The organism is Tsuneonella rigui (assembly GCF_003958625.1).
In the GTDB taxonomy this organism is placed as follows: Bacteria; Pseudomonadota; Alphaproteobacteria; order Sphingomonadales; family Sphingomonadaceae; genus Tsuneonella; species Tsuneonella rigui.
Window position 1 is genome coordinate 272,754 of record NZ_RSEL01000005.1, and the last position, 24,425, is coordinate 297,178.

Here is a 24,425-nt window from a genome sequence, read left to right on the forward strand (position 1 = left end):
GCTTTCAATCGGAGTTCGGGGCGCGCCCCGTTAGCGGCGCGCGGCGCTATTTGCCAAGCTCGTCCAGCTTCTTCTGCATCGCCGCCATCTGCGCGCGCAGTTCGCCGAGCTCGTCGCCCTTGGCCGGGCTCGCCGGCTCGGACGGTCGCGCCGCCTCCGGCCGCTTGGGCATCAGTGCATCGGCGGCGGCGCGCATCATCGCGAGGTTGGTCTCGGCCATCTTGGCGAACGGATTGCTGCCGGCGCGCGCGTGCAGCGCCTCGGCGACCTTGGCCTGGTTGTCGCGGAAGTTGGTCATCATCGCTTCGAGATAGGCGGGCATCATCTGCTGCATCGAGTTGCCATACATGCCGATGAGCTGGCGCAGGAAGCTGATCGGCAGCATCTGCTCACCGCCGCTCGACTCTTCCTCCATGATGATCTGGGTCAGGATCGAGTGGGTGATGTCTTCGCCCGTCTTGGCGTCGAGCACTTTGAAGTCGACGCCCTCGCGGGTCATCCGCGACAGGTCGTCTAGCGTGATGTAGCTCGACGACGCAGTGTTATAGAGCCGCCGGTTGGCGTACTTCTTGATGATCGTCGCGCCGTCCGCGCTGTCGTTCCGTTTTGCCATGGCTCGCAACCCTTTCGAGGCGTTGGGGCTTTGCTAGCACCTGCAGCATTCGCAGTGCAACAAATGCTGCGGAAATTTGTGCGCAGCAATCATCGGCGGAAGCGGCGGCCGAGCGTGGTGAGCAGTTCGTACTGCGACAAGCCGCACTGGGCTGAGGCGGTGGGAAGGTTATACGGAACATCCACCCAATCGCCTTCGCGCACTGCGGGTGCGGCGGCGAGATCGACGACGACCATGTCCATCGAGACTTTGCCGAGCAGCGGCAGGTCGGCGCCTTCGGAGCGCAGCGCGCCCTTTCCGCCCCAGCAGCGCAGGAAGCCGTCTGCATAGCCGAGCGACACCACGCCCACACGCATGGGCCCGCGCGCCACGAACGCAGCGTTGTAGCCCACGCCCTCGCCGGCCGCGATCTCGCGCACTTGCAGCAGAGCGGCCCGCGGATGGGCGACCTGGCGGATTTCATTCGCGAGCTCACCGCGCGGAACGCCGCCGTAGAGCGCGAGGCCGGGACGAGTGAGATCGAATGCGTAGTCCGCGCCCAACGCGATCCCGGCGCTGTTCGAGAGGCTGCGGCGCTTGGCCGGGATGGCGGCCGCGATTTCGCGGAAGCGTGCGAGCTGCTGTTCGTTCTGCGCCACGTCTTCGTCCGCCGACGCGAGGTGCGACATCAGCGTCTCGACCTCGAGACCCTGCAAGGCAGGATTGCTCACCGCAGACAGTGGCAAGCCGAGTCGGTTGATGCCGGTATCGAACATCAGGTCGCACGCGCCGCCGCCCGCACTCCGCCAGCGCGCTACTTGCTCGAGGCTGTTGAGCACCGGCCGCACGCCGGTCTCGCGGGCGAAGGCACAGTCGGCGTCCGACATCGGTCCGTGCAGCACGGAAACGCTGCTCGGCGGGACGTGGGCGATGACCTCGGGCACTTCGCTCCAGTGCGCGACGAAGAAATCGCGCGCGCAGGCCTTGGCGAGGATCGGCACGACCTTGCTCGCCCCCAGGCCATAAGCATCGGCCTTGACCGCCGCCCCGGCGCGCGCGCTGCCCGACAGGCGATCGAGCGCGCGCCAGTTATGCGCCAGCGCCTCGGCGTCGAGATCGAGCCGCAGCGTCGGCGGAGGGAGGGCAGTCATGGCCGGTTGGGCGCGACCGGTGGCGGTTCGTCCGAAGCGGCGAAATCGCGCGGCTTGCCACCGGGAATGCCCCACCACGCGACGATCAGGCCGAACGCGACCACGCCCCAGGTGTACCACAGCCCCGCATAGGCATTCCCGGTCGTCGCCACGATGTACCCGGCGATCAGCGGCAGGAACCCGCCGAGATACCCCGCGCCGATGTGATAGGGGATCGACATCGAGCTGTAGCGAATCTGCGGCGGGAACATCTCCGCCAGCAGCGCCGCGACCGAGCCGTAGGTAAGCGCCGACAGCAGCCCGAGGGCCGACAGCAGCGCGATAATCCCGAGAATGTTGCCGAGCGTTGGCGTCTGCTTCGCGAAATCATAGCCCTGTTGTTCGAGCGCACTCTGGAGCGCTGCTTTGCGCGCGGCATCGTCGGCTTGGGGCAGGTCGATGTGTGTGCCGCCGACGTTTAGCTTGGCCCCGGCGGCTGTGGCTTCACCAACGGTATAGGAAACGCCGAGGGCCGTCAGGTCCGCGAGCAGCTTGCCGCAATCGGTTGCCTGCTTGCTGGCGAAGGGGTCATAGGTGCACTGCGCGCCGGTGACGACGACCGGGGTTCGCTCAGCGCTCGCCGCCAGTCCCGGGTTAGCCAGCGCGCCGATGCCCCAGAAGATCGGGAACAGAAGCACGAGCGAGGCTGCCGCGCCGATGATAATCGGCAGCTTGCGGCCCACTTTGTCGGACCACCGCCCGACCAGGAGGTAAAAGCACATCGAGATCGCACCCGCGGCGAGCATGATCCATTCGCTGACCGCCGGATCCATCCGCATCGGCCCCTTGAGGAAGCTCAAGCCGGAGAAGAACGCGGTGTACCAGATCGTCGTCAGCACCCCGGTGATGCCGAACAGCGCGACAAAGATGCGCTTCTTGTTGCCCGGATAGGTGAAGCTCTCGACGAACGGGTTTCTCACCATCTCGCCCGAGGCCTTCATCGCCTGGAACACCGGGCTCTCCGAGAGCTTAAGCCGCATCCACAGGCTAATCGCGAGCAGGATCAGGCTGAGCAGGAACGGCACTCGCCAGCCCCAGGCGTTGAATTCCTCCTCCGGAATGAACGCGCGGCAGGCGATCACCACGATGATCGACAGCACGAACCCGCCGACCACGCTCGCCTGAATAAACGAGGTGAAGAACCCGCGCTTCTCGGGCGGCGCATGCTCGGCGACGTAGACCGCCGCGCCGCCGTATTCACCGCCGAGCGCAAGGCCCTGCAGGATGCGCAGCCCGATCACGATGGCCGGCGCCGCGAGCCCGATCGACGCGGCTCCCGGCACGAGGCCGACGCCCGCAGTGGCGATGCCCATCAACGTGACGGTGACAAGGAAGGTGTACTTGCGTCCCAACCGGTCGCCGAGAAAACCGAACAGGATCGCGCCCAGCGGCCGGAACCCGAAGCCGACCGCGAACCCCGCCCACACCAGCAGCAGCTGCAGCGTCTCGTTATCGGCGGGAAAGAATGCCTTGCCGATCAGCGCGGCGAGCGTGCCGTAGATGAAGAAATCGTACCATTCGAAGATCGTGCCGGCTGAGGAGGCGGCGATCACGAGCCGGATGTCGCTGGCGCTCGGCTCATGAGCCGGCGCGGCGGTGACTGCGGTGGCGCTCATGACGGCGGCGAGGCTCCCTTCCCTTTCCGCCGCGTCTAGCGGGGCGCGGTTTCCTTGGGAAGCGCGGCCAGCGCGGCATTCCACGCCAGCGGGATGGCGCCGTGCCGGCCGGGATAGGCGCGCGCCGGCTCAAGAACCGCGAAGCCGGGCCAGTCCGGCAACGCCCCATCGCCTGCAAGCCAAACCATGATCGCGTCGCGCGCTGCTGCGATATCCTGCCGCGTCCGCCCCGCCGCACCCGCAGCGAACAACGCGGCGGCGGCTTGGCCGATTGCGCAGGCCGTTACGTGCAGCCCGGGGCAATCGATCCGTCCGTTACGATCCACACTCGACGCAAAGTTCACCCGGCTGCCGCACGCTACCGAGCGCGCTTCTCCAGTGAACTGCGCTTCCTCGGAAAACGGCCACTCGGCCAGCGACACCGCAAGCGCGAGCAGATCAGGGGTGTAGAGCGCGGTCCCGCCGCGCCCGTCGGCCACGGTGGTCATTCTCCGCGCAGGTGAATTGATCTGTCCCGCTTCTCGATGCTCGCGTTGCGATCCTCGATCATCTGCACCAGCGCGTCGGCACTGGCGTTCACCAGCGGATAGGTCCGCGCCAGCTTGATCCAGTCGGGTCGCCCGGTCACTCCCCAGGCGGCATCGTAACCCAGCACCAGCAGCGCGAAGGCGCAGGTGACCACGATCGCCCCCTTGATCGCCCCGAACCCGAAGCCGAGCACGCGGTCGATCGGGCCAAGCAGCGACGCGCGCGACTTTTGGCCCAGGTTGCTGGCGATGACCTTCATCCCCGCATAGGGGATCAGCAGCAGGACAGCGAAGGCCAAGGTGGAGGCGCCGGTGGGATTGCCGATCTTGGGCTCGAGCCAGTCGTACAGCGGCGTGTGCAGGTTGTGGATCGCGAGAATCGCGACGCCCCACGCGAGCAGCGACAGCACTTCCTGCACGAACCCCCGCAGGAAGCCGCCGGCCGCCGCCACCGCGACGACAAGAAGAACAATGATGTCGAAACCCGTCATACGATCGAGGCCCCGGTCTATGCGTCGGCCATTACCCGGTCAACGAGATTGGCCAATCGCCGTAGCCCGCGATAGTTAAGTCCGGATGAACCCGGTTCCGCGTCCGCCGGGCCGTACCCGGTGCCGAAGCCGAGCTTGGCCGCTTCGCGCAGGCGCAGTCCGGCATGCGACACGGGGCGGATTTCGCCCGCCAGCGACACTTCGCCGAACCAGATCGCATGGGTTCCCAGCGGCTTGTCCGCCAGCGCAGAGACCAGCGCCGCCGCGACTGCAAGGTCGGCAGCAGGATCGGACAGCCGATAGCCCCCCGCGACGTTGAGATAGACCTCGGCCGAACTGAAATTCAGTCCGCAGCGCGATTCCAGCACCGCAAGCAGCATCGCCAACCGCCCCGAATCCCATCCGACGACCGCGCGCCGCGGGGTGGCGCCCGACTGCAGCCGCACGATCAGCGCCTGGATCTCGACCAGCACCGGCCGCGTGCCTTCCAGCGCCGGGAATACCGCGCTGCCCGCCAGCGGCTCCTCGCGGCCCGAAAGGAACAGCAGCGACGGGTTGGCGACTTCCTCCAGCCCCGCCCCGGCCATCGCGAACACGCCGATCTCGTCGATCGCGCCGAAGCGGTTCTTGAGCGCGCGGAGGATGCGGTACTGGTGGCTGCGCTCACCTTCGAAGCTCATCACCACGTCGACCATGTGCTCGAGCACGCGCGGACCGGCGATGCTGCCATCCTTGGTCACATGCCCGACCAGTACCAGCGCGACGCCGTTCTCCTTGGCGTAGCGGATCAACTCGAACGCGCAGCCGCGGACCTGGCTGACCGTGCCGGGAGCGCCTTCGATGGTGTCGGAGTGCATGGTCTGGATCGAATCGATCACCAGCAGCGCGGGCGGCGCGCCCTGCCCCAGCGTGGTGAGAATATCGCGCACGCCGGTGGCAGCGGCGAGCTTGATTGGCGCGTCGGCCAGTCCCAGCCGCCCCGCGCGCATGCGGACCTGACCCGCTGCCTCTTCGCCGCTGACATAGACGACACTCGCGCCGCGCTTGGCTACCGCACCGGCCGACTGCAGCAGTAAGGTCGATTTGCCGATGCCGGGGTCGCCCCCCATCAGGATCGCCGAGCCGGGCACCAGCCCACCGCCGAGCGCGCGGTCGAACTCGGCCAACCCGCTCGGCAGGCGCACCAGCGGCTCCGACGGAGCATCGAGCCGCTCGAACGCGATCGCCCGCCCCCCAGCAGACAGGTCGTGCTTGAGCGAGAACACGCTCGCAGGCGCATCCTCGACCAGCGTATTCCATTCGGCGCAGTCGGCGCATTGCCCCTGCCAGCGGTGGCTTAACGAGCCACAGGCCTGGCACACGTAACGGCGTTTGGTCTTGACCATCGCCGGGGAACTAACTGGAACATTGAGAGAACGCAATTGCCAAGCGCTGCGGGGCGCGGCAAGCGTGCGGCATGCGCCAGAAGGAACTCCGCATCGCGCTCGTGTGCTACGGCGGGGTCAGCCTGGCGGTGTACATGCACGGGGTGACCAAGGAGCTATGGCACCTCGCCCGTGCGAGCCGCGATTTCCACGGCCATAGCGCGTCGAACAGCGGCGTCAGCGGTATCTATCGCGAATTGCTGGAGATGATCCAGGCACGCCACGATCTGCGGCTGCGCGTCTTGCCCGATATCGTCACCGGCGCCAGCGCGGGCGGGATCAACGCGGTGTTCCTCGCACAGGCGATCCACTCGGGCCACAGCCTCGAGCCGCTGACCGAGATGTGGCTCGACAACGCCGACGTCGACCGCCTGCTCGATCCCGAAGCACGGCCGTGGTCGCGCATGGCCAAGCTGTGGGCGATGCCGCTGGTCTGGTGGCTGCTGCGCCGTCCCGGCAACGCAGTGAGCGAAAGCGTCGCGCCCGAGACGCGCGCGGAGGTGCGGCGGAAGGTCTCGCACCTCGTGCGCGGACGGTGGTTCGAGCCGCCGTTCTCGGGCTACGGCTTCGCCTCGCTGATCTACGAGGCGATGGCGGCGATGGGGAGGACCGAGCCGCAGGCGCCACTGCTGCCGGCGGGACATCCGCTCGACCTGATGGTCACCGCGACCGACTTTCGCGGGTTTCTCTCCTTGCTGCGGCTGCACAGCCCGCCGAGCGTCGAGGAGAGCGAGCATCGCATGCCGATCGCGTTCCGCAGCAAGACCCCGCCTCAAGGCGGTGCCAGCCTTGCCGAACCACTCGAGCTGACCATGGCCGCGCGGGCGACCGCGAGCTTTCCGGGCGCCTTTCCGCCACTGCGATTGGCGGAGATCGATCGGCTCGCCGACCAGCACGGCCGGCCGTGGCACGGGCGCGACGCCTTCGTCGGGCGGATCATGCCGGTCCACGTGCGGCAGGGAAACGAAGCGCACGTTTCGCTGATCGATGGATCGGTGCTGATCAACGCGCCCTTCGGCGCGGCGCGTGCGGCGTTGGCATCCCGGCCTGCCCAGCGCGAGGTCGATCGACGGTTCGTCTACATCGATCCGCGGCCTGACCGGTTCGGCGCGATCGAGCAATCGGTCGACCAGCCGGTCGGCTTCTTCGGGGCGATCTTCGGTTCGCTGTCGACCATTCCGCGCGAGCAGCCGATCCGCGACAATCTGGAGGCACTGGAGAAGCAATCGCGCGAGGCAGTACGGCTCGCGCGGATCGTCACCGCGCTGCGGCCCGAGGTCGAGGGCGCGGTGGAAAAGCTGTTCGGCCTGACGCTGTTCCTCGACAAGCCGACCCCCAAGCGGCTCTCGGCGTGGCGCAACAAGGCGCAGCAGGCAGCCGCCGAACGCGCGGGATACGCTTTCCAGGCTTATGCGCAGGCCAAGGTCGCCGGGATTGTCGAGACTTTGGCGGAGATCATCCTCGCTGCTGCGCCGGAGCTGCTGCTGCCGGACACCGAGGCGATTGTCGCCCGGCTGCGGCGCGAGCTCGACGAGCGCGGCCTGTTCTCGCTGTCCGATCCCGGCGGCGGCATGAGCGAGGGCGCAATCGGCTTCCTGCGCGCGCACGACCTCGCCTTCCGCATTCGCCGGCTGCGCCTCATCGCGCGGCGGCTGTCGATCGACTGGGAAGCCGACGACAGCACCCCGGCGGAAGCGCTCGATGCGGCACGCGAGGCGATCTACGGCATCCTCGCGCTCTATTTCGCGCAGGAAGGCGGCGCGAATCTGGGCGACGGCTTTGCGGTGGTCGCGGGCAAGGTGATGGAGGACCCGGGTGCGGTGCTGAACGCGCTGGCGGCGGAGCGACTGTTGCCCGCGGTCGATGCCGAGGCGGAAAGCAGACTGGCGACCGCACTGGAAGCGATGCCCAAGGAACTGCGGCGGCGGGTGTTGCTGACCTATCTCGGCTTCCCGTTCTACGATGCGGCGACGCTGCCGCTGCTCCAGAACGAAGGACTGACCGAGTTCGACGCGGTCAAGGTCGACCGCATCAGTCCGGAGGACGCGCGCTCGATCCGTTCGGGTGGAACCCGCGCGACCTTGCGCGGGACCGAGTTCTACAACTTCGGCGCCTTCTTCAGCCGGGCCTACCGTGAGAACGATTACCTGTGGGGCCGCCTCCACGGCGCGGAGCGGATGATCGACCTCGTCGCCTCAACCGTCGAAGGATTCGCCGAGGGCGAGATGGCGGCCTTCAAGCGACGGGCATTCCTGGCGATTTTGGACGAAGAGAAAAACCGCTGCACCGCCGATCCCGGCCTGGTCGAGGGAATCCGGCGCGAGGTCGAGCGACCCGCTTAACCCCCGAACGCGCTCTTCAATTTCTCAAAGAACCCGCGGCTTTCCGGGCATTCGTCGCCGGTCTCGGTTTCGCGGAACTGCTGGAGAATCTCGCGCTGCGCCTTGGTGAGCTTGGTCGGCGTCTCGACCACGATCTCGACCACCATGTCGCCCCGCCCGCGCCCTTGCAGCACCGGCATGCCGCCGCCGCGCACGCGGAGTTGCTTGCCCGACTGAATGCCCGCCGGGATGCTGACCTGGTGGCTCTCGCCGCCGAGATCGGGGATTTCGATCGTGTCGCCGAGCGCGGCGGTGGTGAAGCTGATCGGCACGCGGGTGATCAGCGTCGTGCCCTCGCGCTGGAACACCGGGTGCGGGCGCACGTGGACGAAGATGTAGAGATCGCCCGGAGGCGCGCCGCGCGGGCCGGCCTCGCCCTTGCCGGACAGCCGGATGCGGGTGCCGGTATCGACGCCCGGCGGAATCTCAACCTCGAGTTTCTGGGGACGATCGACCCGCCCTTCCCCGCCACACGAGCGGCACGGGTTCTCGATCACCTGGCCGGCGCCGTGGCAGTTGGGGCACGGCCGCTCGACCACGAAGAAGCCCTGCTTGGCGCGGACCTTGCCGTGGCCCGAGCACAGGTTGCAGCGCCGCGCTTCAGTCCCGGGCGTCGCGCCGGAGCCGTGGCAAGTGTCGCACGCCTGGCTGACCTCGATCTCGATCTCACGCGTCTGCCCGTCGTAGGCCTCGTCGAGCGACACCTCCATGTCGTAGCGCAAGTCCGCCCCGCGCCGCGCCTGCTGCCGGCCGCCGCCGCCGAACGCGCTGCCGAAGATCGTTTCGAAGATATCGCCGATGTCGCCGAAGTCGGCGCCGGGATGACCGCCCCCGCCACCGCCGTTCTGGAACGCAGCGTGGCCGTAGCGGTCGTACGCGGCGCGCTTCTGCGGATCCTTGAGGCAGTCATAGGCGACCGAGATCGCCTTGAACTTGGCCTCGTTGTCCTTGCACCCGCCGTTGCGGTCGGGGTGATACTCCATCGCGAGCTTGCGGTAGGCGCTCTTGATCGTCCGGTCGTCCGCCGTCCGCTCGACCCCGAGCACCTCGTAGAAATCCATTTCGGTCGACATCATATGGCCCCGCCCGGATACCTAACCGCCACCGGCGCGCGGTGCACCGGTGGCGGCCTCAGTATCCATCACATGATCAACCTTTGGCGTCTTCGTCGACTTCGGAGAATTCGGCGTCGACCACCTCTTCCTCCGATCCGCCTTCGGAGCCGCCGGCAGCGGCGTCGCGCTCGGGCTGAGCGGACGCCTGTTCCTGGCTGTAGATCGCCTGGCCCATCTTCATCGCAACTTCGGTCAGCGCCTGCGCCTTGGCGGTGATCGCTTCGACATCGTCGCCTTCCAGCGCGGTCTTGGTCTCGGCGATCGCTGCCTCGACTTCGCCCTTGAGGCCCGCGTCGATCTTCTCGCCGTGCTCCTTGAGCTGCTGCTCGGTTGCGTGCACCAGGCTATCGGCCTGGTTGCGCGCTTCGGCCGAGGCGCGGCGCTTCTTGTCCTCTTCGGCGAACTTCTCGGCGTCCTGCACCATCTGGTCGATGTCGGCGTCCGACAGACCACCCGAGGCCTGGATGCGGATCTGCTGCTCCTTGCCGGTGCCCTTGTCCTTGGCCGACACGTTGACGATGCCGTTGGCGTCGATGTCGAAGGTGACCTCGATCTGCGGCACGCCGCGCGGCGCCGGGGGGATGCCGACGAGGTCGAACTGGCCGAGCAGCTTGTTGTCCTGCGCCATCTCGCGCTCGCCCTGGAAGACGCGGATGGTCACCGCGTTCTGATTGTCCTCGGCGGTCGAGTAGGTCTGGCTCTTCTTGGTCGGGATCGTGGTGTTGCGGTCGATCATGCGGGTCATGATGCCGCCCAGCGTCTCGATGCCGAGCGACAGCGGAGTCACGTCGAGCAGCAGCACGTCCTTGACGTCGCCCTGCAGCACGCCCGCCTGGATCGCCGCGCCCATGGCGACGACCTCGTCCGGGTTCACGCCGGTGTGCGGTTCCTTGCCGAAGAACTCCTTCACGAACTCGCGCACGCGCGGCATGCGGGTCATGCCGCCGACCAGCACGACATCGTCGATGTCGCTGGCCTTGAGGCCGGCGTCGGCGAGCGCCTTCTTCATCGGCTCCTTGGTCCGCTCGATCAGCGGCGCGACCAGCTTCTCGAGGTCGGCGCGGGTGATCGTCTCCACGAGGTGCAGCGGGGTGGTGCTGCCGCCTTCCATGCGCGCGGTGATGAAGGGGAGGTTGATCTCGGTGGTCTGCGCGCTCGACAGCTCGATCTTGGCCTTCTCGGCGGCTTCCTTCAGCCGCTGGAGGGCGAGCTTGTCGGTGCGGAGATCCATGTTCTCCTTCTTCTTGAACTGGTCCGCGAGGTACTCGACGATCGCGGTGTCGAAGTCTTCACCGCCCAGGAACGTGTCGCCGTTGGTGCTCTTCACCTCGAACACGCCGTCGCCGATCTCGAGGATCGAAACGTCGAAGGTGCCGCCGCCAAGGTCGTAGACCGCGATGGTCTTGCCGTCGTTCTTCTCAAGGCCATAGGCGAGCGCGGCCGCGGTTGGCTCGTTGATGATGCGCAGCACTTCGAGGCCCGCGATCTGGCCGGCGTCCTTGGTCGCCTGGCGCTGCGCGTCGTTGAAGTACGCGGGGACGGTGATCACCGCCTGCGTGACCTTCTCGCCGAGATAGCTCTCGGCGGTTTCCTTCATCTTTTGGAGCGTGAAGGCGGAAATCTGGCTGGGCGAATAGTCCTGACCACCGGCCTGGACCCAGGCATCGCCGTTCTTGCCCTTGACGATGTGATAGGGGACGAGCTCGGTGTCCTTCTTAGTCACCGGATCGTCGAAGCGGCGGCCGATCAGGCGCTTCACCGCGAAGATCGTGTTGTCGCCGTTGGTTACCGCCTGGCGCTTCGCCGGCTGGCCGATCAGCCGCTCACCGTCCTTGGTGAAGGCGACGATCGACGGCGTGGTGCGCGCGCCTTCCGAATTCTCGATCACCTTGGGCTTGCCGCCGTCCATCACGGCGACGCAGGAGTTGGTGGTGCCGAGGTCGATACCGATAACTTTGGCCATGGTTTCCCTATTCATTCTCTAGCGTTGGACACCGCCTTTTCGGCCTCCCGCATTCGCGGCAAGGCCATTCGGCAGCTCGAATAATGCGGGCGATATAGGAGCGCTTTCGCTTGGCACAAGATATCGGCCGCGCTACCCACATTGCCGTTATCCGGGGGAGGAAATACCGATGAAAGCCAAGCTGTTCGCCGCTGCAATCCTGGGCGCCACGCTCGCCCTTTCCGCCTGCGGTGAAAGCCCCGAACAACCGGCAGCGCAGCAGACCACCGGCATTCCGGGAATGAAGATCTCCAACGCGCGGATGGTGCTGGCGCCGGTGCCCGGCAATCCGGCCGCGATCTACTTCGACCTAGCCTATGACGGCGACCAGGCACTCGCCCTCAACCGGGCCGAGGTGAAGGGCGCGAAGAGCGCGATGTTCCACGACTACGGCGAATACGACTTCAAGGTGCAGATGATGGAGATGCTGCCCGTCCCGCTCAAGAAGGGCGACAAGCTGGAGTTCAAGCCGGGCGGCAAGCACCTGATGGCAATGGACGTGTCACCCGATCTCAAGCCCGGCGGCACGACCGAGGCGACGGTCATCGTTTCGGGCGGCGCCCGGCAGACCTTCCCGGTGGAAATCCGTGCTGCCGGGGACGAGCGCTGAGTCAAAAGACCGACGAACTCGGCCTGGAAACCCACTCGGCGCTGGCCTGCCCGGCCGGCGGCGAGCGGCGCCTGACCGAAGGCGAGATCGCGCTGGCTAAGGCCGTGTTCGGCACCGCGATCGACTACGCCAAGGTCACTATCCGGCGGCGCAAGTTCTTCCCCTTCCAGCCGCGCCAGACCACGATGGCGCCGCGCGGGCACCTGCACTTCCACCCCGGCGGCACCAGCTATTGCGACGATTTCGCCGCCGCGAGCCGCATCGCGCAGGGCCTTTTCATCCACGAAATGACCCACGTGTGGCAGACCCAGACCCTCGGCGACTGGTACCTGCTGCTGCACCGCCACCCGTTCTGCCGCTACGATTACAGCCTCAAGCCCGGCTGGAGCCTCGAACGCTACGGCATCGAGCAGCAGGCGCAGATCGTGAAGCACGCCTTCTGGCTCCGGAACGGCGTCGCGGTGGCGGGCGTATCGGACGTCGGCGCCTACGACCTGCTCGTCAGGTTTCCGGGGACGACGTAGCGTCAGGCGCTTGAGCCAACCGGTTTCGCTTGATACTTGTTGGCCATCGATCCGGGCGGCCCAACCCGCGCCCGGCATACGGTGCAACCCATGGAGCTTAAAGACTACGGCATGTCGCGCGAGCGCGGCTTCCTTTCGCATTACGAAATTGACGAGATCGCCCTTCCCTCGCTGTTCGACGAGGTGAAGGAGGCCGCCGGCAACCTCTCCGGCCTGCTTTCGACCGGCCGCGTCCGCCACTGGCTGGACCAGCTTGCCGATCCGGGACTCGAGGACTGGGCGCGCGAGGCCGCGGAGGAAGAAGTCCGCACCGCGATGGTCCACTACAGCTTCCTGGTGCAGGCCTACGTCTGGGGCGAGCCGCTGCCGCCTGCTCACCTGCCCGCCAACCTTGCCCGGCCGATGGTGGCGGTTGCCGACCGGCTCGGCCAGGCGCCTCTCCTGCCCTACTCCGCCTACGTGCTCGACAACTGGGCGCGGCTCGACAAGTCGGGGCCCATCACTCTCGAGAACATGTACATGGTCCAGAACTTCCTCGGCGGCGCCGACGAGAACTGGTTCGTGATGATCCATGTCGCGATCGAAGCGGAAGCCGGCGTGCTGCTCGATAACGCGGCGAAACTGGTCACCGTCGCGCAGCAGGGCGACGCGGCCGAGGCCGAGCGCCTACTGGTCGAGATGGATGCCGCGTGGGAGCGGATCTACGGCCACTTCGGCCGCATGACCGAACAGTGCGATCCCTACATCTACTTCCACCGCGTGCGTCCCTACATCCACGGCTGGGCCAACAACCCGGCGCTCGGCGACGGGCTGATCTACGACGGGGTCGACCGCTTCGAGCGCAAGCCGCAGGCCTATCGTGGGCAGACCGGTTCGCAGTCGAGCATCGTCCCGTCGATGGACGCACTGTTCCAGGTCGGCCACTCGGACGATCCGCTGCGCCAGTTCCTCGACGAGCTGCACCACTACCGCCCCGTACCGCACCGCCGCTTCATCGAGGATCTCGCCGCCCAATCGACCCTGCGCGGGTTCGTGTCCGGCTCCGGCTCGCAGTCGCTGAAGGACGCGTTCAACGCCTGCCTCGAGCAGACCGCCCGCTTCCGCACCCGCCACCTCGAATACGCGGCGAGCTACATCAACAAGCAGGCCGGCAGCATCGCGGGCAACGACCCCGACGTCGGCACCGGCGGCACGCCGTTCATGAAGTACTTGAAAAAGCACCGCGACGAGAACCGCGCGCAGTTGGTGACCTGACGCGGCCGGGACCCCCGATGCGCGTTCGCGCATTGGGGGCCCATGGCATCGGGCAGCAAGCTGGTCCTCTACGCGGCGCTCGCCGGCAACCTGGCGATCGCGGCGACCAAGTTCGCGGCGGCGGCGATCGCGGGCAGCTCGGCGATGCTGACCGAGGGCATCCACTCGCTGGTCGACACCTGCAATCAGGGTCTGCTGCTCTACGGACGCCATCGCGCCGACCTGCCGCCGGACGAGCGGCATCCACTCGGGCATGGCCGCGAGCTGTATTTCTGGGCCTTTGTGGTCGCGCTGCTGATCTTCACCACCGGCGCGGGGGCGTCGGTGTACGAGGGCATCGTCCACATCCGGCATCCCGAGACGATCGAGAAGCCGTGGATCAACTTCCTCGTGCTCGGCCTCGCGTTCGTGTTCGAGGGCGCCTCGCTCATGGTCGCCATCCGCGAGTTTCGCCACACCAAGGACCCCGCTGTCGGCTGGTGGCGAGCGCTACGCGACAGCAAGGACCCGGCCGTGTTCGTGGTGCTGATGGAAGACAGCGCGGCGCTAGCCGGGCTCGTCATCGCGGCGATCTTCATCGGCCTCGCGGTCGCGACCGGCAATCCGCTGTGGGATGGCCTCGGTTCGATCGTGATCGGAGCACTGCTGATCGGCGTCGCGATCCTACTCGCGGTCGAATCCAAGAAGCTGCTGATCGGCGAACGCGCCCGGCCCGAACTGCAGCGCTATCTGTCAGAGGTCGCCAAATCGACGCCGGGCGTCTGCCTCGTCAACGAGGTCATCACGGTGCACATGGCGCCCGAGGACGTGATCGCTACGCTAAGCCTCGACTTCGAGGACGACCTGCCGCTGAGCGAAGTCGAGAAGGCAGCCGACGCGATCGAGAGCGCCGTCAAGGCGCGCTATCCCGAGGTCCGCCGACTATTCATTCGACCGCAGTCGCGCGTCGCGGCGAGTGCGGAGCGCGATGCGCTCCACCTCGTCGGCGCGACCGCGGATTATTAGGGCTTCTTTGAGACCGCCACCATCGCCGGGCGCAACAGTCGGTCCTTGATCATCCACCCGCTCTGCATTTCCTGCACGACCGTGCCAGCCTCATGTTCGTCGCTAGGCACCTCGAGCATCGCCTGGTGCTGGTTCGGATCGAGCGGCAGGCCGGTCGAGGCGACGCGGGTGATGCCGTGCTGGGCGAAGACCTTCTCGACCTCGCGTTGGGTCGCCTCGACCCCGGTGACGAGCGCCTTCATCCGCGGATCGTCGTGGAGGTCGGCCGGGATCGCGTCGATCGCGCGGACGAGGTTGTCATAAACCGACAGGATGTCGCGCGCGAAGCCGGTCGCGGCATAGGCGCGTGCGTCGGCAACGTCCTTTTCCATCCGCCGGCGGACGTTCTGCGTCTCGGCCTTGGCGTAGAGCGTTTCCTGCTTCGCCTGTTCCAGGTCGCTCCGCAGCGAATCGAGCGCTTCATTGACTTCCGTTTGCTGTTCGCGGGCGTCCTCGGCCTCGTCGATCATGTCGGCGGGCACGCCATCCAATTCCTTGGCAACGGCTTCGTCTTGGGTGCGCGAATCTTGGTCGTCGATCATTGTTTTTGCGTCGCTATCCGATGAGTTTGCCCAACGAGCGGGCCGTGAAATCAACCATGGGGACAACCCGCGCGTAATTCAACCGCGTGGGCCCGATCACCCCGACCACGCCGACCACCCTGCCCTCCCGATCGCGATAGGGCGAAGCGATCACCGACGAGCCGGAGAGCGCGAACAGCCGGTTCTCGCTGCCGATGAAGATGCGTGTGGCCTCGGCCTCGCGCGCGGCGTCGAGCAGGCCGGCGACCTCCTGCTTGTTCTCCAGATCGTCGAGCAGCTGGCGCACCCGTTCGATATCGCCGAGCGCGGTCTCGTCGAGCAGGTTCGCCGCACCGCGCACGATCAACACCGGGCGGCGTGCGGCATCTTCGCTCCACACGGCGAGCCCGCGCTCGACAAGGTCGCGGCTGGCGGCGTCGAGCTGGCTGCGACCGGTCGCGAGTTCGGCCCGCATTGCCGTGGCGGCTTCGCCTAAGGTCCGTCCCGCGAGGCGCGCGGTGATAAAATTCCCCGCCTGTTCGAGCGCCGAAGCGCTGGCGGGCGCGCCGAGTTCGATCACCCGGTTCTCGATCCCGCCGTCCTCTCCAACCAGCACCGCGAGCGCGCGAGTTACACTGAGTGGAACGAGAGTGAGTTGCGCGAGGCGCGGTTCCTTCCGCGGCACCATGACCATGCCGGCCGCGCCTGAGATGTCGGACAACAAGGCGCTGGTCGCCTCCAGCGCTGCCTCGATCGGACCCGGCGCGGCGAGACGTTTTTCGATCGCCTGCCGCTCCTGGGCGGTCGGTTCGGCGACTTGCATCATGCCGTCGACGAACAGCCGCAGGCCGCTCTCGGTCGGCAGGCGGCCGGCGCTGGTGTGCGGCGCGGCGAGGAGGCCGAGCCCCTCCAACTCAGCGAGTACCGAGCGGATCGAGGCGGGCGACAAATTGAGCGCTCGGTCGCCCGCCAACGTCTTCGACCCCACCGGCTGTCCGCTCGCGATGTATCCCTCCACTACCAGGCGGAAGATATCGCGCGCGCGGGTGCTGAGTTCGGTGACGGGCGGCGTCGGCATGCCGGCCTATCTAGAGCCTGTCCTTGCAGCCTCAAGGGCGAAGCGCCTAACGCGCCTGCGACGACTCACCCAAAGGACAGATCATGCGACCATCCGGCCGCGCGCCCGACGAGATGCGCGCCATCACCATCGACACCGGGTTCACCGTGCACGCCGAGGGTAGCTGCCTGGTCAGCTTCGGCGACACTAAAGTCATTTGCACCGCCAGCGTGGAGGAGCGCGTGCCGCCGTTCCTGCGCGGCAAGGGTCAGGGATGGGTCACCGCCGAATACTCGATGCTCCCACGCGCCACGCATACCCGCGGCCAGCGCGAAGCGGCCAAGGGTAAGCAGAGCGGTCGCACGCAGGAAATCCAGCGCCTGATCGGACGCTCGCTGCGCTCGGTGGTCAACATGAACAAGCTGGGCGAGCGGCAGATCGTGCTCGATTGCGACGTGATCCAGGCCGACGGCGGCACCCGCACAGCGTCGATCAGCGGCGCGTGGGTCGCGCTGCGCTTAGCGGTCGATGGCCTGATCAAGAAGGGCCTGCTGACCGAGGACCCGATCGAGGCTAAGGTCGCCGCGATCAGCTGCGGCATTCACCAGGGCACCCCGGTGCTCGACCTCGACTACCTCGAGGATAGCGCGGCCGATGCCGACGCCAACTTCGTGCTGATCGAAGGCGGCAAGATCGCCGAAGTCCAGGCGACCGCCGAGGGTGCGACCTACGATGAGGAAGGCCTGCTGCGCCTGCTCCGCCTCGCCCAGATCGGCTGCGCGCAGATCTTCCGCGCGCAGGAGAGCGCCACGCGATGACCCGCCGGATCGGCTCCGGCACACTGGTCATCGCGACGCACAACGCGGGCAAGCTGAAAGAGATCGGCGCGCTGCTCGAGCCTTACGGGGTCAAGTGCATCTCGGCCGGGTCGCTCGGGCTGCCCGAGCCGGCCGAGACCGGCACGACCTTCGTCCAGAACGCGCTGATCAAGGCGCGCGCGGCGGCCGAGGCATCGGGCCTCGCGGCGCTCGCCGACGACAGCGGGCTGTCAGTTGCTGCGCTCGACGGGCGGCCGGGCGTTTACACCGCCGACTGGGCGGAACGGCAGTGGTTCGAGGGCGATCCGGGCCGCGATTGGTACATGGCAATGGGCAAGGTCGAAGGTCTGCTGCAGGCCAAGGGCCCCGAGACGCCGCGCGATGCGTGGTTCAGCTGCGTCCTCGCCCTTGCCTGGCCGGACGGCGACACCGAGGTTTACGAAGGCCGCGCCGACGGTACCCTCACCTGGCCGCCGCGCGGGACGATGGGTTTCGGCTACGATCCGGTGTTCGTGCCCCAGGGCCTCGAAATGACCTTCGCCGAGCTCGATCCGGAGGAAAAGCACCGCATCAGCCACCGCGCCGATGCGTTCGCCAAGCTCGTCGCCGAGCAGTTCGGCCGCTAGCCGATCTTCTCGCCGTAGATATTGCCCGCCGGGGCGTAGCGGCACACGAGCACGTCGTTGCCCTGCCCCTTTGCCACCGCGCAGCCGACCTCCTGGGTCGTCGGCCAGATAAGCTGGGTGTAGTGGCCGACATCGGCCCATTTCCCGGTGCGGCTCACTTGCGGGAACGTACCCGCGCGAAACTTGTCGCGCTCCGACACAAAGCCCCCGATCATGTCCTCGGCGCTGAAGTATCCAGCCGAGCCCATCCACAGGTTCTCGCCCATCCCGCGGCGCACATCGGCGCTGGCATGTTCGAGACGACCCTTCCGGGCGAGCGCTTCGGCCCAGGTATCGGCGTCCTTGGCGAGCGCGCTCGACCACCGCAGCGGCGCGGCGCCCGTGCGCTCTCGCTCCGCATTGTGCGCAGCGAGCAGGCGCGCGGCAAAGCTGTTGCCGCGGTCCTGCCCCTCGGCTGACTGCGACAATCCTGCGACACCCACAATGGCAAGACCCGCGACGAGCGCGGGAACGATCCGGTCCAACCCCATGGCCAGTGTGCTATCCTGCAGCGAGTTAACCGATTCTGAAGGACGACATGGCGCGCGCGCTTTACATCCACTGGCCGTTCTGCGCGCGCAAATGCCCGTATTGCGACTTCAACAGCCATGTTCGCGCGAGCGTCGATCACGCGGCGTGGCAGCAGGCGCTGACCGCCGACATGCGGCACGAAGCCGAACGCGCCGGGGGCGAGACGCTGGAGTCTGTGTTCTTCGGCGGCGGCACCCCGAGCCTGATGCCGCCTGCGCTGGTCGAGGCCCTGCTGACTGAAGCGGAACGCCTGTGGGGCTTTGCAGCGGACATCGAGATCACGCTCGAGGCCAATCCCTCCTCGGTCGAGGCTGAGCGCTTCGCCGGCATCGCCGCGGCTGGGGTCAACCGCGTCTCGCTCGGCTTGCAGGCGCTCGACGACCAGGCGCTGAAATTTCTTGGCCGGCTGCACAACGCCGCCGAAGGCCTGGCCGCGCTCAAGACGGCGCAAGGCGTGTTCGAGCGCGTCAACGCCGACTTGATCTACGCGCGCCCGAGCCAGACTGAGGAGGACTGGCGGGCGGAGTTGTCGCGCGCGCTGGACCTCGGCACGGGCCATCTTTCGCTTTACCAGCTGACGATCGAACCCGGCACCCGCTTCGCGACCGACGTCCGGATCGGCGCCTTCGCGCCGCTGGCGGACGATCCCGCGGCGGACCTATTCGTCCTGACGCGTGAACTGACCGCCGCGGCCGGGCTGCCGGCGTACGAAATCTCCAACCACGCGCGGCCGGGCGAAGAGAGCCGGCACAATCTCGCCTATTGGCGGTACCAGGACTACGTCGGGATCGGCCCCGGAGCCCACGGCCGCCGCGGCGGCCGCGCGACCGTGCGGCACAAGAAGCCCGAAAATTGGCTCAGCGCCGTGGCTGAGCACGGTCATGGGGTAGCCGAGGAACGCGTGCTGGCGCGACCGGAGCAGGCCTCCGAAGCGCTCCTGATGGGTCTGCGTCTCGCGGAAGGAGTCGACCTTGCCGAGCTCAGGACGCGTTTCGGTATCGCGGCGAACGGGCTGATCGACCGTGAACGTCTTTGCTTTCACGCCTCGCTGAGACTCGTGCGCGAAGAAGGTTCGCGGATCGCGATCACCGATGCCGGAATGCCATTGCTCGATGCCTTGCTCGGCGAACTGGTTGCCGGCGACCTCGTGACCGCATGAGCAAGGCCGACCTGCTAGAAAAGTGGGGCGATCATCTGCGTAATGCGCGCCGCCGCTCGCCGCACACGGTGCGGGCGTATCTCGCGACAGCCGGCCGACTGATCGACGCCAATCAACTCGAAACCTGGGCTGAGGTCGCCGCGCTCGATGCGGCCGCGCTGCGGCGACAGCTCGCATTGCGGCGCGCAGACGGCCTTGCCAATACCTCGGCAGCGCGCGAACTGTCGGCGCTGAAGACCTTTATCGCCTTCGCGCGGGGGCAGACGGGCGGCGACACCACCGCGCCTCGGCTGCGCGGCCCACGCATCAAGAAGGGCCTGCCCCGCCCTGTCACACCCGACGAAGCCGTCAACCTAGCCGAACTGGTGGGTGGCAACGCCGCGGAAGACTGGATCGGCGAGCGTGATCGGGCGGTGCTGCTGCTGATGTACGGCGCGGGCTTGCGCATTGCCGAAGCGTTGTCGCTGACCGGCGGCGATCTCCCTCTCGGCGAGACGCTGACCGTGACCGGCAAAGGCGGAAAACAGCGCGTGGTTCCGCTGATCCCGCTCGTCCGTGACGGGGTCGCGGCCTATGCGCGTCGCTGTCCTTGGCCGCTCACCAAAGATGCGCCGTTGTTCCGTGGCGCGAAGGGCGGGCCCCTGGGGCAGGGGATGGTGCAAAAGGCGATGGCCAGCGCCCGGGTCGCGCTCGGCCTGCCTGCCACCGCCACGCCGCATGCCCTGCGCCACAGCTTCGCAACGCACTTGCTAAGCGCCGGGGCCGATCTTCGCTCGCTGCAGGAGTTGCTTGGCCACGCGAGCCTTGGCTCGACCCAAATCTACACGCGTGTGGACGCGGCGACGATGCTCGACACCTATCGCAAGGCGCATCCGCGCGGACGCTAGTCCGGCGAGACCCTCGGCTTCCAAGTCAGCACGCGCCACACGTATCCTGCGAGTGCGAGTACGACCAGGCCGAGGATTACCCAGCCCATGACGTGCTCGTATTCCTTGAGATAGCGCGCAAGGACGGTTCCGCCGAGGATAAGCAGAGCGTTCCACACTGCCGAGCCTGCAAAAGTGAAGGCGAGAAACTTCCACACGTTCATGTGGGCAAGCCCCGCGGGGAGCGAGATCAGCGTGCGCATGAATGGGCTGAAGCGGAGGGCGAATACGACCCACTGGCCGTGGCTGCGGAAGAACCGCGAGGCGGCTTCCATGTGCTCGAAGTCGATCGTCAGCCAGCGCCCCCAGCGGTCGATGAAAGGCCTCGTCCGCTCGTAGCCCCAGCGGTCGCCGATCCAGTACCAGGCGTAGTTGCCCGCGACGGTGCCCAGCGTGCCGGCAACCATCAGCGGCCAGAACGTCATGTCGCCGCGCGCGACGAGCACGCCACCTATGCCCATGATCACCTCGGACGGGATCGGGGGGAACACGTTCTCCAGCACCATCAGCACGAAGATGCCGAAGTACCCTCCCCGCGCGATCGCCTCGATGATGAGCCCGTGCATTGGCGATCAACGGGCCGGAGCCCGATTGGTTCAGCGGCCGACCCGCTCCTCTATCGCATCCCAGATGCGGGCCGCCGTGTCGGTGCCGTTGAAGCGGTCGATGGCGACGATGCCGGTGGGACTGGTGACGTTGATCTCGGTCAGCCACTTGCCGCCGATCACGTCGATGCCGACGAAGATCAGGCCAAGCTCCTTGAGGCGCGGGCCCATCGCGGCGCAGATTTCCTCCTCGCGCGGCGTGAGCGTGGTCGCCTCGGCGCTGCCGCCGACCGCGAGGTTGGAGCGGAATTCGCCCTCGCCCGGCTTGCGGTTGATCGCACCGGCCACCTCGCCGTCGACCAGCACGATGCGCTTGTCGCCATCCGCCACCTCGGGGAGGAAGGGCTGGACCATGTGCGGTTCGGGCCAGGTCTGGTTGAATACCTCGAAAAGGGCGGAAAGGTTGTCGCCGCCCTCCGGCACGCGGAAGATCGCCTTGCCGCCGTTGCCGTGGATCGGCTTGACCACGACCGACCCCTGCTGGCGCTGGAAGGCGCGAACCTCGTCGACCGAGCGCGTGACCAACGTCGGCGGCATGAACTGCCGGTAATCGAGCACCATCACCTTTTCGGGCGCATTGCGGACGCTGACCGGGTTGTTCACCACCAGCGTCTCGTCGGCGATCCGCTCGAGCAGGTGGGTCGCGGTGATGTAGCCCATGTGGAACGGCGGGTCCTGCCGCATGAGCACCACGTCGATGTCGCGGCCCAGATCGAGACGGCGAGGTTCGCCGACGCTGAAGTGATCGCCGGAGACTGGCTGTACTCGCACTGGCCGCGCGTGGGCGATCAGGCGATCGTCCGCATCAAGGGTCAGATCGCCCACGTCGTAGTGGAACAGCTCATGGCCGCGCGCCTGCGCGCTCAGCATCAGGGCGAAGCTGGAATCGCCCACGATGTTGATGCTTTCGAGCGGGTCCATCTGGACCGCGACGCGCAGGCTCATGCTTGTTCCTTCTAGGGCTGCCAGGCGTTGACGATGTGCTGCGGCAGGCGGCCGGGCGCAAGCAGGATCACGTCGATCCGCATGTCCTCACCGTCGGTCGCGTATTCATGAGCGACCGCCTCCACCGCCGCCGCAACCCGTCGCAGTCGGTATTCGTCGACCGCGAGGCCGAGTTCCTCGGCCCGCTTGCGCCACTTCACCTCGACGAACGCAATCGTGCCGCTGCGCCGGGCAATCAGATCAATCTCGCCGAGCGGAGTCTTGCGGCGGCGCGCGAGGATGAACCACCCCTTGGCGCGCAGGAACAATTCGGCGGCCAGTTCGCCCTTGCGGCCCGCCTGTTCAGCCCGCTGGCGCTTCATGCGCGCATTTCGAGCGCGCGGGCGTAGAGGTCTTTGCGGTCGAGCCCGGTCACCTTGGCGACCTGCGCCGCGGCCTGCGACGCTTTCATAGTCTGCAGCGCTTCTGCCAGCAGTTGGTCGGCGTCGGCGGCGTCGGCGACGCGCTCGGCCGGTGGCGCTACCAGCAGGACGATCTCGCCTTTGGGCGGATGCGCCTCGTAGTGCGCGATCAGTTCCGCAGGCGAGCCGGTGCGGCATTCCTCGTAGAGCTTGGTCAACTCGCGCGCGACTGCCACTTCGCGGTCCGGCAGCGCCTCTCCGATCGCCGCGAGCGCCTTGGTGAGGCGGGGCGCGGTTTCGTAGAACACGAGCGTGGCGGGCACCGGGGCGAGTTCGGTCAGAGCCTCGAGCCGCGCCTTGTCTTTCACCGGCAAGAACCCCGCGAACAGAAAGCGGTCATTGGGCAGCCCTGAGAGAGTCAGTCCCGCCACCGCCGCACACGGCCCCGGAATCGTAGTGACCGTGACGCCAGCCTCGCGCGCTTCGCGAACCAGCCGATATCCCGGATCGGATACGAGCGGCGTCCCGGCATCGCTAACCAGGGCCACCGCGCGATCATGCATCGACGCTACAAGGCGCGCGCGGTCCTTGTCACTCGCGTGGTCATCGTAGCGCCACAGCGGCTTGGACGCGCCGAGGTGCTTCATCAGCTTGCCGGTGACGCGGGTGTCCTCGCACGCGACCGCATCGCAGGCCCGCAAGACCTCAGCAGCTCTCAGCGTGATGTCGCCGAGATTGCCAATCGGCGTCGCCACGATGTAGAGGCCGGGCTTTAGAGTTGCAGGCGTTTGGTGGGACACGGCCGGCCTCATGAACCAGCGACGCGGGGAGCGGCAAGCATGAACCTTGGAAACTTCGACCGCCGCAAGCTGATCGCGGTCGGCGGCGCGATGCTGCTGGCGGGCTGTAAGCTGATCCCGGGCGGCGGCGCGGCCTCGACCGGGCCGGAGCCTACACCCACTCCTACCCCTAGCGCGGTCGAGACAGGGCTGCCGACCGACACTGCGCGCCACCGCGTCGCGTTGCTGGTGCCGATGTCGGGCGCGAACGGTGCGGTCGGCCAGTCGATCGCCAATGCGACCACCATGGCGCTGCTCGATACCAATGCCGACAACCTGCGCATCACCACCTACGACACCACCGGCGGTGCCCGCGCGGCCGCGCAGCGAGCGGTGGCGGAAGGCAACAAGCTCATCCTCGGCCCGCTGATGTCGGAAGAAGTCGGCCAGGTGCTTGCCGAGGCGCGTCCCGCCAACGTACCGCTGATTACCTTTTCCAACGACAGCGCTGTCGCCGGTCCCGACGTGTTCGTGATGGGCCAGGCACCCGAACAATCGATCCAGCGCACTGTCGATTATGCCCGTGCGCATGGCTCGACGCGGTTCGCCGCGATCGTGCCCGAAGGCGAATACGGCCAGCGCGCGGCGGCCGCTTTCCGCGCATCGGTGGTCACCGCGGGGGGCACGGTGGGCGACGTCGAGACGTATGCGCGCGGCAACACCTCGATCGTGAGCGCGGCGACGCGGCTCGCGGCCAAGGGCGGATATGACACCGTGCTTATCGCAGAGGGCTCGCGACTTGCCGCGCAGGCGGCAGCCGCGCTCAAGCCGCGCGGTGCCGGCGCGGTGCAGTTGCTGGGCACCGAGCTGTGGAGCGGCGAGAGCGACGTGACCCGCTCCGCGGGCCTGCGCGGAGCATGGTTCTCGGCGATGTCGGACGGTCGCTTCAAGCGCTTCTCCGACAGCTACAAGACGCGCTTCGGAGCGCAGCCTTACCGAGTTTCGACGCTCGGCTACGACGGGGTCCTGCTGGCCTTGCGGATCGCCCGCGACTGGAAACCCGGCAAGAGCTTCCCGGCCAGCAAGCTGCGCGACGAAGGCGGCTTCCTGGGCCTCGACGGCGCGTTTCGGTTCGGGCGCAACGGCGTGGTTCAGCGGACGATGGAAGTGCGCGAGGTGCGCAACGGGCAGGTGGTGATCGTCGACGCCGCGCCGGCCACCTTCGCCAACTGACGATAACCCGCCGCG

25 protein-coding genes are annotated in these 24,425 nt (G+C 67.3%); 10 read left to right on the forward strand and 15 right to left on the reverse strand.

Annotated features, from left to right (window positions below):
- Positions 1-46: 46 nt before the first annotated feature.
- From phaR to radA, 6 genes are all read right to left on the reverse strand, one after another.
- The gene (phaR, locus tag ELY12_RS02065) at positions 47-613 is read right to left on the reverse strand and encodes a polyhydroxyalkanoate synthesis repressor PhaR (protein WP_126175035.1); all 567 of its coding nucleotides are present in this window, start codon (positions 611-613) and stop codon (positions 47-49) included.
- An 89-nt stretch (positions 614-702) separates the two neighbouring features.
- Positions 703-1,743, reverse strand: a complete 1,041-nt coding sequence (gene alr / locus ELY12_RS02070) for an alanine racemase (protein WP_126175036.1) — start codon at positions 1,741-1,743, stop codon at positions 703-705.
- Positions 1,740-3,398 carry an MFS transporter gene (locus tag ELY12_RS02075; RefSeq protein WP_126175037.1) on the reverse strand — a complete coding sequence of 553 codons (1,659 nt, stop codon included), beginning with the start codon at positions 3,396-3,398 and terminating at the stop codon, positions 1,740-1,742. The genes alr and ELY12_RS02075 overlap by 4 nt, the downstream gene beginning before the upstream one ends.
- A 35-nt stretch (positions 3,399-3,433) precedes the next feature.
- Complete coding sequence (locus ELY12_RS02080; protein ID WP_206435747.1) at positions 3,434-3,886, reverse strand: iron-sulfur cluster assembly scaffold protein; 453 nt, start codon at positions 3,884-3,886, stop codon at positions 3,434-3,436.
- Entirely contained in the window at positions 3,883-4,416 is a 534-nt protein-coding gene (locus ELY12_RS02085; protein ID WP_126175038.1) for a CvpA family protein, read from the reverse strand. The genes ELY12_RS02080 and ELY12_RS02085 overlap by 4 nt, the downstream gene beginning before the upstream one ends.
- A gap of 17 nt (positions 4,417-4,433) precedes the next feature.
- Positions 4,434-5,801: a DNA repair protein RadA gene (gene radA / locus ELY12_RS02090; RefSeq protein ID WP_126175039.1), complete on the reverse strand. Its 1,368-nt coding sequence runs from the start codon at positions 5,799-5,801 to the stop codon at positions 4,434-4,436.
- Positions 5,802-5,872: 71 nt separating this feature from the next.
- Between radA and ELY12_RS02095 the strand changes: the two genes are divergently transcribed.
- The gene (locus ELY12_RS02095; RefSeq protein ID WP_126175040.1) at positions 5,873-8,182 is read left to right on the forward strand and encodes a patatin-like protein; all 2,310 of its coding nucleotides are present in this window, start codon (positions 5,873-5,875) and stop codon (positions 8,180-8,182) included.
- On the opposite strand, the gene dnaJ is transcribed toward ELY12_RS02095, so the two are convergent.
- Complete coding sequence (gene dnaJ, locus ELY12_RS02100) at positions 8,179-9,297, reverse strand: molecular chaperone DnaJ (RefSeq protein WP_126175041.1); 1,119 nt, start codon at positions 9,295-9,297, stop codon at positions 8,179-8,181. The genes ELY12_RS02095 and dnaJ overlap by 4 nt on opposite strands.
- Positions 9,298-9,370: 73 nt before the next feature.
- Entirely contained in the window at positions 9,371-11,299 is a 1,929-nt protein-coding gene (gene dnaK / locus ELY12_RS02105; RefSeq protein WP_126175042.1) for a molecular chaperone DnaK, read from the reverse strand.
- Positions 11,300-11,468: 169 nt separating this feature from the next.
- On the opposite strand from dnaK, the gene ELY12_RS02110 reads away from it, so the two are divergent.
- From ELY12_RS02110 to ELY12_RS02125, 4 genes are all read left to right on the forward strand, one after another.
- Positions 11,469-11,948 carry a copper chaperone PCu(A)C gene (locus ELY12_RS02110; RefSeq protein ID WP_126175043.1) on the forward strand — a complete coding sequence of 160 codons (480 nt, stop codon included), beginning with the start codon at positions 11,469-11,471 and terminating at the stop codon, positions 11,946-11,948.
- 104 nt (positions 11,949-12,052) lie between these two features.
- Positions 12,053-12,472, forward strand: coding sequence for a vgr related protein (locus ELY12_RS02115; protein ID WP_241229684.1), 420 nt, complete (start codon positions 12,053-12,055; stop codon positions 12,470-12,472).
- 90 nt (positions 12,473-12,562) lie between these two features.
- A complete protein-coding gene (locus tag ELY12_RS02120; RefSeq protein WP_126175045.1) occupies positions 12,563-13,726 on the forward strand; it encodes a PrnB family protein in 1,164 nt (387 codons plus the stop codon).
- A gap of 42 nt (positions 13,727-13,768) precedes the next feature.
- Positions 13,769-14,731, forward strand: a complete 963-nt coding sequence (locus ELY12_RS02125; protein WP_126175046.1) for a cation diffusion facilitator family transporter — start codon at positions 13,769-13,771, stop codon at positions 14,729-14,731.
- Here ELY12_RS02125 and ELY12_RS02130 read toward each other — a convergent pair.
- On the reverse strand, positions 14,728-15,312 hold the full coding sequence (locus tag ELY12_RS02130) for a nucleotide exchange factor GrpE (protein WP_126175047.1): 585 nt from the start codon (positions 15,310-15,312) through the stop codon (positions 14,728-14,730). The genes ELY12_RS02125 and ELY12_RS02130 overlap by 4 nt on opposite strands.
- A gap of 13 nt (positions 15,313-15,325) precedes the next feature.
- Positions 15,326-16,369, reverse strand: a complete 1,044-nt coding sequence (gene hrcA / locus ELY12_RS02135; protein WP_126175048.1) for a heat-inducible transcriptional repressor HrcA — start codon at positions 16,367-16,369, stop codon at positions 15,326-15,328.
- Positions 16,370-16,452: 83 nt separating this feature from the next.
- On the opposite strand from hrcA, the gene rph reads away from it, so the two are divergent.
- Both rph and rdgB read left to right on the forward strand, forming a co-directional pair.
- Positions 16,453-17,166: a ribonuclease PH gene (gene rph / locus ELY12_RS02140; RefSeq protein ID WP_126175049.1), complete on the forward strand. Its 714-nt coding sequence runs from the start codon at positions 16,453-16,455 to the stop codon at positions 17,164-17,166.
- Positions 17,163-17,792, forward strand: a complete 630-nt coding sequence (gene rdgB, locus ELY12_RS02145; protein ID WP_126175050.1) for an RdgB/HAM1 family non-canonical purine NTP pyrophosphatase — start codon at positions 17,163-17,165, stop codon at positions 17,790-17,792. The genes rph and rdgB overlap by 4 nt, the downstream gene beginning before the upstream one ends.
- Here the strand turns inward: rdgB and ELY12_RS02150 are convergent.
- The gene (locus ELY12_RS02150) at positions 17,789-18,322 is read right to left on the reverse strand and encodes a CAP domain-containing protein (RefSeq protein ID WP_126175051.1); all 534 of its coding nucleotides are present in this window, start codon (positions 18,320-18,322) and stop codon (positions 17,789-17,791) included. The two genes, rdgB and ELY12_RS02150, sit on opposite strands and share 4 nt — an antisense overlap.
- 47 nt (positions 18,323-18,369) lie before the next feature.
- On the opposite strand from ELY12_RS02150, the gene hemW reads away from it, so the two are divergent.
- Both hemW and ELY12_RS02160 read left to right on the forward strand, forming a co-directional pair.
- Positions 18,370-19,521: a radical SAM family heme chaperone HemW gene (gene hemW, locus ELY12_RS02155; RefSeq protein WP_126175052.1), complete on the forward strand. Its 1,152-nt coding sequence runs from the start codon at positions 18,370-18,372 to the stop codon at positions 19,519-19,521.
- Positions 19,518-20,408 carry a tyrosine recombinase XerC gene (locus ELY12_RS02160; protein ID WP_126175053.1) on the forward strand — a complete coding sequence of 297 codons (891 nt, stop codon included), beginning with the start codon at positions 19,518-19,520 and terminating at the stop codon, positions 20,406-20,408. Before hemW ends, ELY12_RS02160 begins: the two co-directional genes overlap by 4 nt.
- On the opposite strand, the gene ELY12_RS02165 is transcribed toward ELY12_RS02160, so the two are convergent.
- From ELY12_RS02165 to rsmI, 4 genes are read right to left on the reverse strand one after another with little or no spacing between them, the layout of a single operon-like run.
- Positions 20,405-21,013, reverse strand: a complete 609-nt coding sequence (locus tag ELY12_RS02165) for a DedA family protein (protein ID WP_126175054.1) — start codon at positions 21,011-21,013, stop codon at positions 20,405-20,407. The two genes, ELY12_RS02160 and ELY12_RS02165, sit on opposite strands and share 4 nt — an antisense overlap.
- 30 nt (positions 21,014-21,043) lie before the next feature.
- On the reverse strand, positions 21,044-21,997 hold the full coding sequence (gene gshB, locus ELY12_RS02170; RefSeq protein ID WP_126175055.1) for a glutathione synthase: 954 nt from the start codon (positions 21,995-21,997) through the stop codon (positions 21,044-21,046).
- An 11-nt stretch (positions 21,998-22,008) separates the two neighbouring features.
- Positions 22,009-22,359 (reverse strand): YraN family protein, encoded by a 351-nt coding sequence (locus tag ELY12_RS02175; RefSeq protein WP_126175056.1) that lies wholly within the window; start codon positions 22,357-22,359, stop codon positions 22,009-22,011.
- Positions 22,356-23,198 carry a 16S rRNA (cytidine(1402)-2'-O)-methyltransferase gene (rsmI, locus tag ELY12_RS02180; RefSeq protein ID WP_241229685.1) on the reverse strand — a complete coding sequence of 281 codons (843 nt, stop codon included), beginning with the start codon at positions 23,196-23,198 and terminating at the stop codon, positions 22,356-22,358. Before rsmI ends, ELY12_RS02175 begins: the two co-directional genes overlap by 4 nt.
- Before the next feature lie 39 nt (positions 23,199-23,237).
- On the opposite strand from rsmI, the gene ELY12_RS02185 reads away from it, so the two are divergent.
- Entirely contained in the window at positions 23,238-24,410 is a 1,173-nt protein-coding gene (locus ELY12_RS02185; protein WP_206435748.1) for a penicillin-binding protein activator, read from the forward strand.
- The last annotated feature ends 15 nt before the right edge of the window (positions 24,411-24,425 follow it).